Source organism: Candidatus Mycobacterium methanotrophicum (genome assembly GCF_023515995.1).
GTDB lineage: Bacteria > Actinomycetota > Actinomycetes > Mycobacteriales > Mycobacteriaceae > Mycobacterium > Mycobacterium methanotrophicum.
Map to the genome: position 1 here is coordinate 3421608 of NZ_CP097320.1, position 17167 is coordinate 3438774.

General features: G+C 69.8%; 16 protein-coding genes and 1 pseudogene. 5 read left to right on the top strand and 12 right to left on the bottom strand.

The annotated features are described in order from the left end of the window. Positions 1–179: 179 nt before the first annotated feature. Positions 180–3638, top strand: coding sequence for a carboxylic acid reductase (gene car, locus M5I08_RS17635; RefSeq protein ID WP_219067799.1), 3459 nt, complete (start codon positions 180–182; stop codon positions 3636–3638). 25 nt (positions 3639–3663) lie between these two features. Here the strand turns inward: car and M5I08_RS17640 are convergent, their stop codons facing one another. From M5I08_RS17640 to M5I08_RS17655, 4 genes and pseudogenes are all read right to left on the bottom strand, one after another. Next, positions 3664–4311, bottom strand: a complete 648-nt coding sequence (locus M5I08_RS17640) for a hypothetical protein (RefSeq protein ID WP_219067798.1) — start codon at positions 4309–4311, stop codon at positions 3664–3666. A gap of 155 nt (positions 4312–4466) precedes the next feature. Next, positions 4467–4724, bottom strand: coding sequence for a Txe/YoeB family addiction module toxin (locus M5I08_RS17645; RefSeq protein ID WP_219067797.1), 258 nt, complete (start codon positions 4722–4724; stop codon positions 4467–4469). Beyond that, positions 4721–4849: pseudogene (locus M5I08_RS17650) on the bottom strand (type II toxin-antitoxin system prevent-host-death family antitoxin); the annotation flags it as partial. The gene M5I08_RS17645 and the pseudogene M5I08_RS17650, both read right to left, overlap by 4 nt. 8 nt (positions 4850–4857) lie before the next feature. Further along, on the bottom strand, positions 4858–5271 hold the full coding sequence (locus M5I08_RS17655; RefSeq protein ID WP_219067796.1) for a hypothetical protein: 414 nt from the start codon (positions 5269–5271) through the stop codon (positions 4858–4860). A gap of 164 nt (positions 5272–5435) precedes the next feature. Here M5I08_RS17655 and M5I08_RS17660 point away from each other — a divergent pair, with 164 nt between their 5' ends. Both M5I08_RS17660 and M5I08_RS17665 read left to right on the top strand, forming a co-directional pair. Next, the gene (locus M5I08_RS17660) at positions 5436–5672 is read left to right on the top strand and encodes a hypothetical protein (RefSeq protein WP_219067795.1); all 237 of its coding nucleotides are present in this window, start codon (positions 5436–5438) and stop codon (positions 5670–5672) included. 1 nt (position 5673) lies between these two features. Then, a complete protein-coding gene (locus tag M5I08_RS17665; protein WP_219067794.1) occupies positions 5674–6420 on the top strand; it encodes a PIN domain-containing protein in 747 nt (248 codons plus the stop codon). Between the two features lie 208 nt (positions 6421–6628). On the opposite strand, the gene M5I08_RS17670 is transcribed toward M5I08_RS17665, so the two are convergent. The 8 genes from M5I08_RS17670 to M5I08_RS17700 all read right to left on the bottom strand — a co-directional run bounded on the left by M5I08_RS17670 (position 6629) and on the right by M5I08_RS17700 (position 11806). Further along, a complete protein-coding gene (locus M5I08_RS17670) occupies positions 6629–7039 on the bottom strand; it encodes a type II toxin-antitoxin system VapC family toxin (RefSeq protein ID WP_219067793.1) in 411 nt (136 codons plus the stop codon). Beyond that, positions 7036–7281: a type II toxin -antitoxin system TacA 1-like antitoxin gene (locus M5I08_RS17675; protein WP_219067792.1), complete on the bottom strand. Its 246-nt coding sequence runs from the start codon at positions 7279–7281 to the stop codon at positions 7036–7038. Before M5I08_RS17675 ends, M5I08_RS17670 begins: the two co-directional genes overlap by 4 nt. Positions 7282–7329: 48 nt before the next feature. Next, positions 7330–8397 carry a Holliday junction branch migration DNA helicase RuvB gene (gene ruvB, locus M5I08_RS17680; protein ID WP_219067791.1) on the bottom strand — a complete coding sequence of 356 codons (1068 nt, stop codon included), beginning with the start codon at positions 8395–8397 and terminating at the stop codon, positions 7330–7332. Continuing rightward, the gene (gene ruvA / locus M5I08_RS17685) at positions 8394–8978 is read right to left on the bottom strand and encodes a Holliday junction branch migration protein RuvA (protein WP_219067790.1); all 585 of its coding nucleotides are present in this window, start codon (positions 8976–8978) and stop codon (positions 8394–8396) included. The genes ruvB and ruvA overlap by 4 nt, the downstream gene beginning before the upstream one ends. A gap of 46 nt (positions 8979–9024) precedes the next feature. Continuing rightward, positions 9025–9579: a crossover junction endodeoxyribonuclease RuvC gene (ruvC, locus tag M5I08_RS17690; protein WP_219067789.1), complete on the bottom strand. Its 555-nt coding sequence runs from the start codon at positions 9577–9579 to the stop codon at positions 9025–9027. Positions 9580–9930: 351 nt separating this feature from the next. Next, positions 9931–10239: a hypothetical protein gene (locus M5I08_RS17695; RefSeq protein ID WP_219067788.1), complete on the bottom strand. Its 309-nt coding sequence runs from the start codon at positions 10237–10239 to the stop codon at positions 9931–9933. Positions 10240–11110: 871 nt separating this feature from the next. Next, a complete protein-coding gene (locus M5I08_RS27325; protein WP_440271461.1) occupies positions 11111–11512 on the bottom strand; it encodes a plasmid mobilization protein in 402 nt (133 codons plus the stop codon). Between the two features lie 12 nt (positions 11513–11524). Further along, complete coding sequence (locus M5I08_RS17700; RefSeq protein ID WP_219067786.1) at positions 11525–11806, bottom strand: BrnT family toxin; 282 nt, start codon at positions 11804–11806, stop codon at positions 11525–11527. Between the two features lie 79 nt (positions 11807–11885). Here M5I08_RS17700 and M5I08_RS17705 point away from each other — a divergent pair, with 79 nt between their 5' ends. Both M5I08_RS17705 and M5I08_RS17710 read left to right on the top strand, forming a co-directional pair. Then, entirely contained in the window at positions 11886–12374 is a 489-nt protein-coding gene (locus M5I08_RS17705) for a DUF6941 family protein (RefSeq protein WP_219067785.1), read from the top strand. A 721-nt stretch (positions 12375–13095) separates the two neighbouring features. Continuing rightward, on the top strand, positions 13096–17091 hold the full coding sequence (locus tag M5I08_RS17710; RefSeq protein ID WP_249762879.1) for a PE family protein: 3996 nt from the start codon (positions 13096–13098) through the stop codon (positions 17089–17091). The last annotated feature ends 76 nt before the right edge of the window (positions 17092–17167 follow it).

A 17167-nucleotide genomic window follows, 5' to 3' on the forward strand; every position in this document is an offset into this window, starting at 1 on the left:
GGACCAAGCCGCCCGCCTGCACCGGCAGTGGCCGATTTCACGTCGCGTTTCGCGTTCGGCAGGAATATAGTTAGCTTCGCTAACGTAGTAATTTCCGGGCGCAGCGTCGCGCCGCCAAGTTTTCAGGCGCAGCGTCGCGCCGCCAAGATTTCCCGATTCACACGTTGCGAGGTTGCTTTATGTCGATTGATGCCCAGTACCTAGCCGCCAACGACCCGCAGTTCGCCGCTGCGCGGCCCGACGAGGCCGTCAGCGCCGCCGTCGAGAACGCCGGGACACGGCTCCCACAGGTGGTCAAGGCGGTGCTGGAGGGCTACCCAGACCGGCCGGCGCTGGGACAACGCGCCGTCGAGCTGGTCAAGGACCCGCAGACCGGACGCACGTCAGCCAAGCTGCTCCCCTGGTTCGACACCATCTCCTACGGCGAGCTGGCCGACCGGGTCGACGCGGTGTCTCGCGCCCTGGCCGACGGTGTCGTGGCGGTCGGTGACCGGGTCTGTCTGCTCGGCTTCACCAGCGTCGACTACACCAGCATCGACATCGCGCTCGGCCGTATCGGCGCGGTGTCGGTTCCGCTGCAGACCAGCGCGGCAACCGCGCAGTTGCTGCCGATCGTCACCGAGACCCAACCCACGGTCCTGGTGGCCGGCGCCGACTACCTGTCCGACGCGGTCGACCTGATCGTCGGCGCGGCCGAAGCCGGCGACGCCCCCGCACGGCTGGTGATCTTCGACTACCGCAGCGAGGTCGACGACCACCGCGAGGCGCTGCAGGCCGCCCACGAGCGGCTGGCCGACATCGCACTGGCCATCGACACGCTCAACGAGGTCCGCGAGCGCGGCGCCGGGCTGCCGGCGGCGCCGGCGTTTGAGGCCGACGAGTCCGAAGACCCGTTGGCGCTGCTGGTCTACACCTCCGGCAGCACCGGCGCGCCCAAGGGCGCGATGTACCCGCAGAGCAACGTCGCCAAAATGTGGAACCGCTCGACCAAGAACTGGTTTGGGCCCAGCGCCGCCTCGATCACCGTCAACTTCATGCCGATGAGCCACGTGATGGGCCGCGGCATCCTCTACGGCACGCTCGGCAACGGCGGCACCGCGTACTTCGCCGCCAAGAGCGACCTGTCGACGCTGCTGGAGGATCTGCGTCTGGTGCGGCCCACCGAGTTGAACTTCGTCCCGCGCATCTGGGAAATGCTCTACGACGAGTACCAAAGCGAGGTGGGGCGCGGCGCCGCAGAGTCGGACGTGATGGCGGAGTTCAGGCAGCACCTCCTCGGCGGGCGCTACATCTTCGCGATGACGGGCTCGGCGCCGACCTCTCCCGAGTTGCGGGCCTGGGTCGAGTCGCTGCTCGAGATGCACCTGCTGGACGGTTACGGCTCCACCGAGGCCGGCATGGTCTTGTTCGACGGCGAAATTCGGCGTCCGCCGGTGCTCGACTACCAGCTGGTCGACGTGCCGGACCTGGGCTATTTTGCCACCGACCGCCCCCATCCGCGCGGCGAGTTGCTGCTCAAGACGCAGAACATGTTCCCCGGCTACTACAAGCGGGCCGAAACCACCGCCGACGTCTTCGACGACGACGGCTACTACCGGACCGGCGACGTCTTCGCCGAGGTTGCCCCTGACCGGCTGGTGTATGTCGATCGCCGCAACAACGTCTTGAAGCTCGCGCAGGGCGAATTCGTCGCCTTGGCGAAGCTGGAGGCGGTGTTCGGCAACAGCCCGCTGGTCCGCCAGATCTACCTCTACGGCAACAGCGCGCAGCCTTACCTGCTGGCCGTCGTGGTGCCGACCGACGTGAACACGTCGAAGGCAGCGATCGCCGAGTCGCTGCAGCAGGCCGCCCGGCAGGCCGGTCTGCAGTCCTACGAGGTGCCGCGCGACTTCATCATCGAGGCAACGCCTTTCAGCCTGGAGAACGGTCTGCTGACCGGGATCCGCAAGCTGGCGTGGCCCAAGCTGAAGCAGCGTTACGGCGAGCGCCTCGAACAGCTCTACGCCGACTTGGCCGAAGGCCAGGCCAACGAGTTGACCGAACTGCGCCGCAGCGGCGCGCGGGCGCCGGCGCTGCAGACCGTCAGCCGGGCCGCGGCCGCCATGCTGGGCGCCGCGAAGTCCGACCTGACACCCGACGCCCACTTCACTGATTTGGGCGGAGACTCGTTGTCCGCGTTGACATTCGGCAACCTGTTGCACGAGATTTTCGACGTCGACGTGCCGGTGGGCGTGATCGTCAGCCCGGCCAACGACCTGGCGGCGGTCGCCGACTACGTCGAGGGCCAGCGGCAGGGCGCCAAGCGGCCGTCGTTTGCGAGCGTGCACGGCCGCGGCGCGGTGCAGGTGCACGCCGCCGACCTGACGCTGGACAAGTTCATCGACGAGGCCACGCTGGCCGCCGCGGCCGACCTGCCGCAGCCCAGCCGCGAGGTGCGGACCGTGTTGTTGACCGGGGCGACCGGCTTCCTGGGCCGCTACCTGGCGCTGCAATGGCTCGAGCGGATGAACTTCGTCGACGGCAAGGTGATCGCGCTGGTGCGAGCCCGCTCGGATGAGGACGCTCGTGCGCGGCTGGACAAGACTTTCGGCGTGGGCTCTGCTCACGGCGGCCCGACGCTGCTCGAGCACTACCGGCAGCTGGCGGCCAACCACCTCGAGGTCGTTGCGGGCGACAAGGGCGAAGCCAACCTCGGCCTGGACCCGCAGACCTGGCAGCGGCTGGCCGACACCGTCGACCTGATCGTCGACCCCGCGGCTCTGGTCAACCACGTGCTGCCGTACAGCGAGCTGTTCGGCCCCAATGCGCTGGGCACCGCCGAGCTGGTCAAGCTGGCGCTGACCGGCAAGATCAAGCCCTACACCTACGTGTCGACGATCGGCGTGGGCGATCAGACGGCGCCGGGCACGTTCGTCGAGGACGCCGACATCCGTCGGATCAGCCCGACGCGGGCGGTCAACGACACCTACGCCAACGGTTACGGCAACAGCAAGTGGGCCGGCGAGGTGCTGCTGCGCGAGGCCAACGACCGGTGCGGGCTGCCGGTCGCGGTGTTCCGCTGCGACATGATCCTGGCCGACACCAGCTATGCGGGCCAGCTGAACCTGCCGGACATGTTCACCCGGCTGATGCTCAGCCTGGTCGCCGCCGGTATCGCGCCCGGATCGTTCTACGAGCTGGACAGCGAGGGCAGGCGGCAGCGCGCGCACTACGACGGCCTGCCGGTCGAGTTCGTCGCCGAGGCGATCTCGGAGCTGGGCGCGCGGGCAGTGGACGGTTTCCAGACCTACCACGTGATGAACCCGTACGACGACGGCGTCGGCCTCGACGAGTACGTCGACTGGCTGATCGATGCCGGCTACTCGATCCAGCGGGTCGGCGACTACGCCACCTGGTTGCAACGGTTCGAGACCACGCTGCGGGCCCTGCCGCAGCGGCAGCGCCAGTACTCGCTCCTGCCGCTGCTGCACAACTACCGGCGGCCCGACAAGCCGATCAACGGGTCGATGGCGCCGACGGACCGGTTCCGCGCGGCGGTGCAAGAGGCGAAAATCGGGCCGGACAAAGACATTCCCCACGTCTCGGCGCCGATCATCGTCAAGTACGCCACCGACCTGCAGTTGCTCGGGCTGCTGTAGCCCCGCTGAGCAGACGCGCCGGCGGTCAAGCCGGGTGGCTGCTGGCGTCGGCGCGTCGCCGGCGGAACAAGCGGCTCTTTTCGTGCCGGCCCTCCTGCGGCGCCGCGTAGGTCGGGGCGTCTGGGGACACCGCCGGTACGGCGTAAGCGGCGGAGGTGTCCGCCTGCGGCGCGGGCTCATGCTTCAGCGCGTGTTCCAGATCGCGTGCCGTGCGGACCGACATGCGCGCCAACGCCGCCCCGCCCAGGAAGACGATCAGCGCGCCGAGGCCGGAGAAGTAGACGATCTCGAGCAGGGCCCGCTTGGCGTCCGTCGCGCCGATCGGGTGACCGACGTCGCCGAGGCGCAACGTCGACGCCAGCGTCCGGCCGACGACGAACCATGCCCCGCCGATAGCGGCGAACCAGCCACCGAGCATCCCAGTGGCGCGGTTTCCCGAGATCAGCAGCAAAACGCCGCCCGCTGCGGCGATGACGCCGGGAAGCACCTCGAGCCAGGCGCGCGCCGCGCTCCAGGCCCAAGCCTGGTCGGGGGTGTACGCGAAATTGAAGTAGGGCCCGACGAAGGGGATCAACGCTCCCCATGCGCCGAGGATGATCAGTAGCAATCCGCTTACCGCGCCGCGGCTGCGCGGCATGTGCAGGCTGCCGAATCCCGACCGCGATTCAGTCATTACGAGTCTCCTCATGCAGTTGGACACCGAAGTGTCAAGCGCGTGCTGAATACCCGCACGCGCTGGTGTTATAACCGGAAACCGTTCCTAAGCACGGCGGCCGCTCAAGCCGCGGATCCGACACCGGCAAGCAGCGGTGCGGCAACTTGTGCCACTCAGTAGCGGTACCGCGCCTTGAGGATCTTGATTTCTTCGTCGTTTGCTCGGTACACCAGCCGGTGCTCGTCGTCGACGCGGCGGGACCAATATCCTGACAGCTCGCCTCTCAGCGGTTCTGGTTTGCCGATCCCGGTGAAGGGTTCCCGTTGGATCTCTGCGATGAGACGAACGATGCGGCGGGCGGTCTTGCGGGCGGAGGCCAGCCAGAACAGGAAGTCCTCCCAGCCGCCGGAGTCGAAGTGGACGCTTCTCACTTTTCGCCGCCGGCCATCTCCCGCAGCTCGTCTATAGGAGTGGTGACCGTGGCGTCCCCGGCCTTGTCCCTGGCGACGGCTTGCATCAGCCGCCTGGCGTTCTCCGGAGAGCGCAGTAAGTAGACAGGCGCCCTCACCCGCGCAGGGCCTGCTGGGCGGCGGCGGACGCCGCCCGGCCACGCTCGTACTCGGCCTCGTTGTGCTCGATCTCTGCGTCGATCTCGTCGCGGTGCTCGCCGTAGTAGGCGACTGCCGCCTCCACCAGCCCGGCCGGGATCTGCAGGTACTCGGCGGCCTCGGTAATAGACCCGTCGTTGTCGCGGACCGTCGCGACGGCCTCCCAGACATCCAGCCCGCGACCGACCAGGCTCGCCCGCCGCCCGCTTGGTCCGTCGACAAACTGGATCAACGGATGCGCATCGTGGCGCAGGCCTTCCTCGACGTAGCGCTGCGCGAGGGTGCGTTCAGGCATATGAGCGCGACGCGCCCGCTCGCTGAGTCGCTGCCGCATCCCCGGAGCTAGTCGCAAGGTGTAGTGATCGGCCACGCACTTACCGTACTATGCCGTGTCACACCGTGTCACACCGTGTCACACCGTGTCACACCGTGTCACGCTATGGTACGAAGTTCGCCTACTGGCACGCGTTCGAATCTGGGACTTGGCACGCGCCGCGGCAAACGTGTGCAGGCAGTGTGGGCTATCGTAGACACATGCGATTGCACATTACTGTCGATGATGCGCTCGTGGCCGAGCTCGACAGGCGAGCCGGTAGCCGGCGACGAAGTGCATTTATCGCAGAGTTGCTGCGCCGCGGGGTTGAGGACGAGCGTCGATGGGACGACATCGAGGCAGCGCTGGGGGCCATCCCCGACCGGGGCCACGAATGGGATGACGACCCCGGCGCCTGGGTCCGCGACCAGCGTGCCGGCCAACGTCGCAGCGGCTGACGTGGCGAGGGTGCTGCTCGACTCGACGGTACTGATCGATGCCCTGCGCGGCCGGCCAGCCGCGGACCGACTGCGCGCCCTGCGCCGCCGCGGCGACGAGCCGTGGACGTGTGCGATCTCGGTCGAGGAAATCTGGCGAGGCGTGGTTCCCGGCGAAGAAACAGCAGCACGACGCCTGGTGCGCGGCCTGCGGTGCGCGCCGCTGGGCGCAGCCGAAGGGGTTCTCGCTGGTGGGTGGCGCCGCCAGTTCGCCGCTCGGGGGATCACACTTCATCAGGCCGACTGCCTGATCGCTAAAACCGCGCTCATCCTGATGACCTTCCTGGCTGTCCTGTCCGGTCTCGGACTGGTGCTCGCCGGGCCGGCCGCAGCGTCCACGATGCCCGCATGCTGTTACAGCCCGGCCAGCCGCTGGGATGAGCGCTGCGTAGGCGCGCGCTTCTCTATGGCGCCCGGCACGGAAAGCGACGACCCCGGCACGTGGGGCGGCTACTCGCCGTGGCAGGGCGACTGCCAGGAAGTCGGGCCGAACTTCAGCCAGCCCGGCTACACAAGCGGGCGCGCCCCTACAGCGGTGGTGCAGGCGGCGCGATACAAAAGCGGCCCGGCTGTCCCTCCGGCCCCAGCGCCTGGGCCGCCCCCGATGTGCCTGCCGATCGACCCCACACCTATCCCCCACTTGGCTTACGCGCCCTGCGGGTGGACCAAAGAAGCTGACGGGCACTGGCACGCCCCCTGGAACCTGTGACGGTCAGTTGAGGATTTCCCTCATCAGTTCGGCCATGGCGGCAGCGGCGGCTGCCGCCGCGATCGGGGCTCGCCTCGCGACGGGCAATCCCGCCGACTTCCCGATGGACGACATCACGGTCGAGCACTGGCCTGTCGGTCGGTGACGGTTCATTCGACGACGCCGTCGGCGCGCAGCAGGAACGGCTCGCATACCTCTTCGGCCGTCGTCAGCCGGGGATGACCTCAAAGCGGGTCCGGCCGTGGATGCGATAGATGCGAAAGTCATTGTCCAGGGTGAAGATTCGCCGTTCGCCGCGTGCTTCGGCCAGCGCGACGAGGGTGGCGTCGGCGAGGTCCATCGGCCGGTCGGCGTACTTGGCCATCAGTGCGGCACTACGTTCGAGCACAGCTAGCGAAAGTTCGGCGATGTCGAGCCGCTTGCTCAGCAGCAGCTTCCAGAGGGCGTGCTGGCCGGCCGCGCCGCCGGCTCGGCCCAGCACGTACATCGCCTCGGTGAACGCCGGCCAGGTGGTGACCAGGGGCAACGCCAGCGTCCGCAAGGCCAGTGCGCATGTCTCATGGTCGGCTTCGTCGGCATCGATGATCGCGATCAGCGGACCGGCGTCGGTGAGGGTCACCGACTGCGCTGGCGGTCGGTGAGGATGTCGGTGAACGCCGTGCCGGTCCGGCGGGCCCTTCCGCCACCGCCACGGATCACCCCTAGCACGTCGGCGAAGTCCTCGTGGCCACCGCTGCTCAGCAGCAGGTCGGCGCGCTCGGCGGCCGCGCGCCGAATGAACTCGGAGAGCGACTCGCCAGCAACCGCGGCGGCACACTGCAGTCGCTTCTCTAGCTCGGGACTTAACCGAATGGTCTTCACGCCACCAACGTAACACGCTGAGCAGTGAACGTGACACAGGTTGCGCGGCTACTCGAAGAGGCCCGGCTGACCCAAACCCGCCGCCCTGGGCGGCGGCGTCATGCCCAGGTGGGTCCAGGCCTGCGCGGTGGCCACCCGGCCGCGCGGGGTGCGGGCAAGCATGCCGGCGCGCACCAGAAACGGCTCGCATACCTCTTCCACAGTGGCGGCCTCCTCCCCCACCGCCACCGCCAACGTCGACACCCCGACCGGACCGCCGCCGAAGCTTTGGGTCAGCGCCGACAGCACGCCGCGGTCCAGCCGGTCCAGGCCGAGTTCGTCGACGTCGTAGACCTCCAACGCGGCCTTGGCGACGTCGCGAGTGATCACCCCGTCGGCGCGCACCTCGGCGTAGTCGCGCACCCGGCGCAGCAGCCGGTTGGCGATGCGCGGCGTGCCCCGCGAGCGCCGCGCGATCTCCGCGCCGGCCTCCGCCCCCACCTCGATGCCCAAGATCCCCGCCGAACGGGCCAGCACCCGCTCCAGCTCGGCCGGCTCGTAGAAGTCCATGTGCGCGGTGAACCCGAACCGGTCCCGCAGCGGGCCGGTCAGCGCCCCCGACCGGGTGGTCGCGCCGACCAGCGTGAACGGCGCCACCTCCAGCGGAATCGACGTTGCCCCAGGGCCTTTGCCGACGATCACGTCGACCCGAAAGTCCTCCATCGCCAGATACAGCATCTCCTCGGCGGGCCGGGCGATGCGGTGGATCTCGTCGATGAACAACACGTCGTGCTCGACGAGGTTGGACAGCATCGCCGCCAGGTCGCCGGCACGTTCCAGCGCAGGCCCCGAGGTTACCCGCAGCGACGACCCGAGCTCGCTGGCGATGATCATCGCCAGCGACGTCTTGCCCAGCCCCGGCGGGCCGGACAACAGGATGTGATCCGGTGTGCCGCCGCGGTTTTTGGCACCCTCGATGACCAGCTGCAGCTGTTCGCGGACGCGTGCTTGGCCGATGAACTCGCGCAGCGAGCGCGGCCGCAGGCTGGCGTCGATGTCGCCTTCGCCGACGGTCAGGGCGGCAGAAACCTCGCGGTCCTCGTCCGCTTCGTCTTCGAAGTCTTCGAATCGGCTCACTTGGTCTTCCCCAGCAACGACAGTGCCGACCGCAAGGCGGTCGCGGTGGTGGACTCCGGTTCGTTGGCCAGTACCTTGCCGGTGGCCTCTTCGGCTTGCTTGGCCGCAAAGCCAAGTCCGACGAGGGCTTCCACCACCGGACCGCGAACGGCGTGGCCGTTGACTGACGTCGCCGCCGGTACCGCACCCATCTTGTCGCGCAGCTCGAGCACCAGGCGCTCGGCGCCACGCTTGCCGATGCCCGGCACCCGGGTGAGCGCGGTGACGTCGCCCTCGGCGAGAGCCTGCCGCAACGCCTGCGCGTCGTAGACGGCCAGGGTGGCCAGCGCGATCTTGGGGCCGATGCCGGAGACGCTCAGCAACGTCAGGAACAGGTCGCGGGCCTCGCCGTCGGGAAAGCCGTAGAGCGTTTGCGAGTCTTCGCGGACGATCATCGCGGTGATCAGCCGGGCCTGCATGCCGCGGTGCAGCGTCGCCAGGGTGGACGGGGTGGCCATCACCTTGTAGCCCACGCCGGCCGCTTCGAGGACGACGTGGCCCAAAGCGACGTCGAGCACTTCCCCGCGTACCGATGCGATCATATGCGCCGCTCCTGCTCATCGCTTCGCTCTGCGTGGTCGCCGGCGGTCATCGCGCGGCCCGCACTTTCGCGGCGAATTTCTTGCGCTGCTCGGCGACCTTGGCTTCGGCTTCGGCCATCCGCGCGATCATCGGGGCACGCCAGCAGTGACAGATCGCCAGCGCCAAAGCGTCCGCCGCGTCGGCTGGTGTCGGTTTGGCTTGCAGCCCAAGGATTTTGGTGACCATGGCGGTGACTTGTGCTTTGTCCGCGGCGCCGTTGCCGGTGACCGCGGCCTTGACCTCGGACGGCGTGTGGAAGTGCACGTCGATGTCGCGTTTGGCCGCGGCCAGCGCGATCACGCCGCCGGCCTGCGCGGTGCCCATCACCGTCGACACGTTTTGCTGGGAGAACACCCGCTCGATGGCGATGACGTCTGGATGATGGACATCCAGCCAGTGCTCGACGTGCTCGCTGATGGTCAGCAGCCGTTTCGGCAGCGGCGCGGCAGCCGGCGTGCGCACCACGTCGACGTCGAGCGCGATGATCTGGCGGCCGGGGCCACTCTCTATCACCGAGAGCCCGCAGCGGGTCAGACCCGGGTCGACGCCCATCACCCGCATCCGCGCCTCCCGGATTGCCGAACACTCGTTCGATACCCTAGCGGGCCGGACCGACGGCGGCCGGACAGGACACGCCGTGACAGGCCGGCCGGTGGTTGCGACATGGCCGTTGCCGCTCGCACGACGAGGATCGTGACCAAGACGGCTCTCAGTGAGTTTCGCCGTCGTCTCGACGTCGCGGCCCTGACCGATGTGAGCAGGGCTGCGAGCCGGTCTTGGACGTATCGCCACGCGTCGGCGGCCGACAGCGGGTTTTCGGTGACGCGCGGATGCGTGACGAATCGCAGCTCCCACTCGGCGGCCGTGCCAGCTGGCGGCGCGACTCGATCACCACGTTTGGGCGCCAATCCGTTACCCGCGGCTGGGCTGGGGAACTCGTCCGAAGTCGCCGACGCTGGGCCCGCTCAGCACCGCAGTCAACTCGGGGTCAGCCAGTACCTCCGCGGTATGTCGCCAGCTATCAATCACCTGCACCACCGGCGCCGGATTATCGATCGCATCAGCGGCTCGCATCGTCGATACCAGCTCCACCACAAACTCGCGCACCTCATCGCGAGACAGGAACGCCACCCACGGAAATACGTCGGGCACGATCTCTGCTACGAGTTCGCGCACATGCGGATCGCGCTGCGTCAACGCGACGAAGATTCTTGCCGTCACCGACGACGCTTCCTGCGCTTGGGCAGCGCGCGTGACTGTGCTGTTTCGGTCGTGGGTGCTCGGCAAAACAGCTGGTGAAAGCATCGGCGAGGATGTGGGGTGTTGTTAGCGACACGTGAGGCAGGTGTACTTGTTCTGTCGTATCGCAGCAGCAGGGGATCACGCAGTGGTAGACCGGTCCGTGAATTTCGGTCTCGCCATGCGGGCCGCTATTCGTTGCCGGCAACAGTGACGAACTCAAGCCCGGGTGCCCCATCGAATATCCCGTCATGGGAAACCAGCGGTATGCCGAGCCGCATTGCGGCGGCTGCGATCCACCGGTCGCCGTCATGGAGCTTGCCGGCGAGCGCATGGCCGATCTGTGCGCAGTCTGCACGAAACCATCGCGTCCACAACGACGCCCGATAGCTGGGCGTTGGTCATGCGCCTGCTAGTGCAGCCTGAAAGGCGGCCCACTCATCCTCGGGCACATCCTCGATGATGAGGCGATCACGCGGAGGCAGTGGGCGAGCATGCCTGATTGCCTCGTCGGGCGGGTAGGTTCGCACGACTGGCTCTTCAGGTCGCTCGACACTGGACATGACGCCGAGTTTACCGTCGTGTGCTGACGTCCGGCGCCGCATCCACTCCGTCTCTTGCTCGTATATGGCACGATTTGCCGACCGATGGGCAACTGCTGGTGATTCCGCGTGTCTGCCGCCGGTGAGCGACCACATACCAGGGGGTAGATTCCCGACTCGCAACAAAGGTCAAGTTCGTCTGCCTGAAACACTTGTTGAAGACGTTCTTCTCGATCCGCCTATGTCGCCCAAAGCATCGGAGATGCGATTTCGAGTGTCGAGAGTTGCCACGGCTCCGGCGCGCATGGATCCTATGACGCTGCAGTTAGGAAAAGATACGTCGTGGCGACGCTCCTCTCATCGGGCGTAGCAAGATTCTGAGCGCTTACTATTATCGGATTCTGCGTGTCCGCAGGCGGATTGACGGGCAGCCTATGCATGGTCGTGATCGGCGATGACAACTGCGCAGGGCGCAGTGCCGTGTCGCGCACATACGCGCTCACACTCAGGCCGCGGGCAGTAGCCTCCGTTTGTACGGCGGTCAACTCTTCCGCCGTGAGCCGAATGCTAATCATCGCGGCGCGGCGCCTCTTCTCCGACCGCAGATGCCGACTCTCTCGAATCGGCTCGCCCCACTCGCTTGGATCCGCCATAGCCTTCTCGAGCTCATCAGCAAGCTCGCTCTCGTCTTCGACCCTGCGATCGTTGCTCATATCAACCACTCCTCAGAGCCACTTGTTGATCTCTGCCCGGGTGCACTCGCGGGCCGAGATCGGTCGAACCACTCGCCGCATTTCGTCATAAAGTACCGCCGCAATGACCGGTCGCCCACCAAACGTCCGCCCAACCATCAAATAGGTGGCGGCGCGCCCCCGCTTGTTCGACGCCCAGGCTGGATAGTTCTCGAACACTTGTTCACGTTCTGCGGCGGTTATTCCGTGCTTTGTTATATGAAGTTCATTGCGCTCATCGATCTCAAGGAACTCGGCATCGGCGGGCGATCCCACGACTCTCCTTGGTGGCGGTCATACCGCTTCCGTGTTATGGTATTACCGAAAAGTCTAGCACGTATGACACGGAGATGCGATGGAGTTAACCGCACTGCTGTGCAACCACGCGGAAGCGCAGAACAACTTGCTATACCTCTCAGGAGGCGGCTTCGATCGAGTCCTGATTCCGGCTGGCCAACCCGGGCCATGGCCCGTGTCTCTCGCAGTGGGAATGATTGTTGAAGTCCCTTGGACGCAGACGAACCAGGAACACAGCGTTCGCATCGCTCTGCAGGACGCGGACGGCCATCCAGTCGAAGTGCTGACGAGTCCAACTGATCGTCAGCCGTTCGGAACTGAGATCCGCTTCAATGTTGGTCGTCCGCCACAACTTGAAGTCGGCGAAAGTCAATCAGTCGCGCTGGCGGTCAATGTGCCAGTCCTGCCGTTCGAGAAGCTCGGCCAGTACACGTTCGTCATCAGCATCGACGGCACTGAGTTGCAGCGCCTGTCTTACCGACTGGTCGGCCAGCCGGGTATCACCATTACGCCGAGCGGCCTCGGTGGCGCTCAAGTCGCCAGCTGACCACTTCGGCGTCGCGGCGCTGGACCCGCAGAACCCGGCTCTGCGAGCGGCGCAACCAATCTTCGACAGTGGCCTTGCCGCGAAATAGGGGTGGGTGTGGCGGTCGGCCACGACTGGGCCGCTGGCGCACCAAGCTCGACGCTCGCGAGCTGACCGATTCGCCGAAGGCCGGTTGACCAGAGCGGATGATGCGCCCCAGGGCATCGACCCCAGCTCGCGGTCGGCTGAGCGAGAAGTGAGAAACGTTACTTTTGCTCAATATTTCCGCGGCTAAACCATAATTTCACGGAAATATTCGGTAGCTTGCCTGAGTGATCTTATCCGCGTCGTGGCCGGCAAGCGCGGTATCGACGCGCTAACCCCGGGTCAGAAGGCCCCGCGCGCTGGTTCGGACCGTGCAACGCCATGCCCGGGAAGGTTCGAACTGCCCACGACCCCGTCCCGGCCGCCAGCTGGACCAGGCGTTTTGTTGAACACATTTCCTAACCTGCGAGTTAGGAGTTGACACCTGTCTGTTAACACTCCGGTAGATGTCGGGTGTGCGCTCGCTGAGCTAGGACCCCGTCACGTACCGGCTGACGTGCGCTGATGCCGCAGAATGCCGGGCGCGAAAATTCTTTCGAGATTTTTTTCCGGTTTCCGTTTTGCGCGCGCCGCATCATGCGGTACCTTAACGACACCTGAGATCGAATCAGCTCATGCTTAAGGAAGGTTTGCGAACATGGCGGGTCAGCACTCCAAGAAGAACCGGCAGTCGGGCAAGGCTAAGGCCCGTCGCAGTCGGGCGATCGGCCTCGGCGGGAGCGCCGGGGCGTTTTTGGCGTTCGGGCTCTACCCGCTGGCGGGCGCGCCGACGGCCAAGGCCGACATCATCGGCGACATCCTGGACCTGGCGGTGGGCTCGGCGGCCAGCTCGGCGGTGACGTCGGTCAACCCGACCGATTTCTTGGATCCTGGCATGTTGAGCGGGCTGCTGGGCGATCTGTCCACCCCGGCCGGTTTCGACACCGCATTGGCTGATTTGGCCAACCCGAGCAGCTTTGACGCCGCGCTGTCGAGCAGCGCTTCGGCGCCGGACGCCAGCACGGCGGCGTCGACCGACAGCGCGAGTTCTTCGATGTTCTCCTTCCTTCCGACGTGCACCAGCGGTCTGGGCGACCTGTTCTGCAATGGCGCGAACGGCATCGCCGACAGCACGCTGACGCAGGCCACTGGTGAAAACGGCGGCTTGTTCTTGGGTGACGGCGGCAACGGCGCCACCGACTCTGCCGGTGTCGGCGGCGCCGGCGGTGACGCCCCCACCTTCGGCGACGGCGGCAACGGCGGGGCCGGCGCTGACGGCGGGGCCGGCGGCGACGGCGGCACCGCCGGGTCGTGGTACGGCGACGGCGGCGACGGCGGCGACGGCGGGGCCGGGGTGGCCGGCACCATCGGCAATGTCGGCGGGGCCGGCGGGGCCGGCGGCAACGGCGGCAGTGCGGGCGCATTCGACTTCTTCGGCGACGGCGGCGACGGCGGCAACGGCGGGGTCGGCGGCGAGGGTGGCGCTGGCGCCACCGGCGCCACCGGCGCGACCGGTGTGAGCGGGGTCGACGACGGCGCCGGCGGCAACGGCGGTGACGGCGGGGTCGGCGAGAACGGCGGCGCGGGCGGCGCCGGCGGCGACGCCGGCACGGGCGGCATCTTCGGCCACGTCGGCGTTAATGGCAACGGCGGCGACGGCGGCGTCGGCGGTGACGGCGGCGCCGGCGGCAACGGCGGTGTCGGCGCGGCCGGTGTGACCGGTGTGGCCGGCGCGGGCGGCGTGCTCGGCGACGGCGGCGACGGCGGCAACGGCGGCACCCCGGGCACTGTGGGCGGCCTCGGCGGCGCCGGCGGCGCGGCCGGCACCACCGCTGGCGGCGGCGGGGTCGCGGGCACCACGGGCGCTAACGGCGTCGCCAGCGACATCGGCGGCAACGGCGGCGCCGGCGGCGTCGGCGCGCCAGGCACCTTCGCCGACGGCGGCACCGGCGCGGGCGGCCTCGGCGGCGACGGCGGCAACGGCGCGGCCGGCTTCACCGACAACGGCGGCGCCGGCGGCGCCGGCGGCCAGGGCGCCGAAGCCACCGTCACCAACCCCACCGCCGGCGCTGGCGGCCTCGGCGGTGACGGCGGCAACGCCGGCAGCGAAGGCGACGGCGGCAACGGCGGCGCGGGCGGCGAAGGCGGCCAGGGCAACACCGGCGCCAACGGCGAAACCTCCTCGACCGGCGACGGCACCGACGGCAACACCGGCGGCAGCGGCGGGCTCGGCGGCAACGGCGGCAACGGCGGCGAGGCCGGCACCCTCAGCGGCAACAGCGGCGACGGCGGCGACGGCGGGGCCGGCGGCACCGCCGGCAGCGGCGGCAACGGCGGCGACGGCGGATCGGGCAGCGCACTCCACCCGCTCGGCGGCAACGGCGGTGACGGCGGCAACGCCGGCACCGGCGGCACCGGCGGCAACGGCGGGCTGGCCGGCGTGGTTCCCACCACCAACACCACCGGCGTCGTGGGCGTCGACGGCAACGGCGGCAACGGCGGCGCGGACGGCACCGGCGGGGCCGGCGGCAACGGCGGCGCGGGCTGGAACCCGGCCGCCTCCGCCACCGACGGCGCCGGCGGCAACGGCGGCCTCGGCGGCAACGGCGGCGCCAGCGGCCAGGGCGGTTCCGGCGGCTTGGCCGGCGGGTCCACCGGGCACGCGGGCGGGGCCGCCGCGTACGGCAACGGCGGCGTGGGCGGCAACGGCGGCGCCGGCGGCGACGGATACGGCACCACCACTGCAGGAGTCGGCAACATCGGCGGCAACGGCGGCGACGCCGGCAACGGCGGGATCGGCGGCGCCAGCGTCACGGACGAAGGCTTCGGCAACGGCGGCGCCGGCGGCGTGGGTGGTCTAGGCGGCAACGGCGCGGACGGCGCTACTCCGCTGAGCGCGGCCGGCACCGGCGGCGCCGCGGGCACCGGCGGCAACGGCGGGGCCGGCGGCAACAGCGGCAACATGGGCGGCAACGGCGGGGCCGGCGGTGCGGCCGGTGACGGCGGCGTCGGCGGCAACGGCGCGCCCGGCTTCCAGACCATCGCCAACGAGGACCCCTTCGCTGCCGGCAATGCCGGCGGTGACGGCGGGGCCGGCGGCGCGGCCGGCAACGGCGGCGCCGGCGGTGACGCTGTGGGCACCCTCGACGCCGGCAACGGCGGCGCCGGCGGCGCGGCGGGCACCGGCGGCGCCGGCGGCAACGGTGCCATCGGCTCCAACGCCTCCGGCGTCACCGGCACCGGCGCAGCCGGCGGCAACGGCGGCAGCGGCGGCACGGGCGGCGCCAGCGGCGACGGCGGCAACGGCGGTTACGGTGCGCTCACCGGCAACGGCGGTGACGGCGCGGCCGGCGGTGTGGCCGGTCACGGCGGCACCGGCGCCGACGGCGGCAACGGCCTGGGCGACGGCGCCGGCGGCAGCGGCGGCAACGCCGGCAACGGCGGCGACGCCGGCTTCGGCGGCAACGGCGGCAACAGCGGCGCCACCGGCGGTGAAGCCGGCAGCGGCGGCGCCGGCGGCACCGGCGGGGCCACCGGGGCCAGCGCCGGCAACGGCGGCGCCGGCGGGGTCGGCATCACCGGTGACACGTCCAGCGGCGCCGGCGGGGTCGGCGGCGACGGCGGCACGGCAGGCACCGGCGGCCACGGCGGCAACGGCGGCGAGGGCCTCGGCAAAGCCAGTGACGGCGGCGCCGGCGGGGCCGGCGGCAACGGCGGCGCCAGCGTCCACGGCGGCAGCGGCGGCGCGGGCGGCGCCAGCGGCGGCACAGGCATCACGGGCGGCAACGGCGGCGACGGCGGCACCGGCGGCACCGGCGGCGGCAGCGGCTACGGCGGCGCCGGCGGCGAGGCGGCCGGATCGGGTAACGGCGGCGCCGGCGGCGCCGGCGGCGACATCGGCGCCAACGGGGCCGGTGGCCACGGCGGTGTCGGCGGCGCGGCCGGCCCCGAGCTCACGGCCGGCGGCGCCGGCGGTGACGGTGGCCACGGCGGCGGCATCAGCGAGGTGGCCGGCGCGGGCGGTGTCGGCGGCTACGCCGCCTCCGAAGGCGACGGCGGCATCGGCGGGGCCGGCGGCAACGGCGCCGACGCGGGCGCCGGCGGTGACGCCGGCGCAGGCGGCGCGGCCAGCAACACCGTCAGCGGCGGCGACGGCGGCGTCGGCGGCACCGGCGGTAACGCCGGCGCGGCCTCCAGCGGCGGCCTCGGCGGCGGCGGCGGCGACGCCGGTATCGCGGGCACGGCCGGCAACGGCGGCGCCGGCGGCGCCGCGGGCACCGGCGGCGTGGGCGGCACCGGCGGTGTCGGCGGCGCGGCGGGCACCAGCTCCGGAACCGGCGCAGCCGGAACCGCCGGGGCAGGCGGCAACGGCTCGGCAGGTGCGGCAGGCGGTAGCGGCGGTGTCGGCGGCTCGTCCACCAGCACCAACGGCACCGGCGGCACCGGCGGCAACGGCGCGGACGGCGGCATCGGCGGCAACGGCGGCGCCAACGGCGTCGGCACCGCGGGCACCACAGCGCCCGCCCTGGGCACCGCGGGCGGTCCCACCGCCGGCGCCCCAGGCGCCCCGAACGTCGGCGACACCGGCGGGGCGGGCGGCGCCGGCGGAACCGGCGGCACCTTCGGCACCGGTGCTCCCGCACCGGCCAGCTGACCGGCAGCAGAAAACACAAGAGAGAGGCCCGCTTCGGCGGGCCTCTCTTTTGTGTGGGACCTCCCAGCGGCGACCG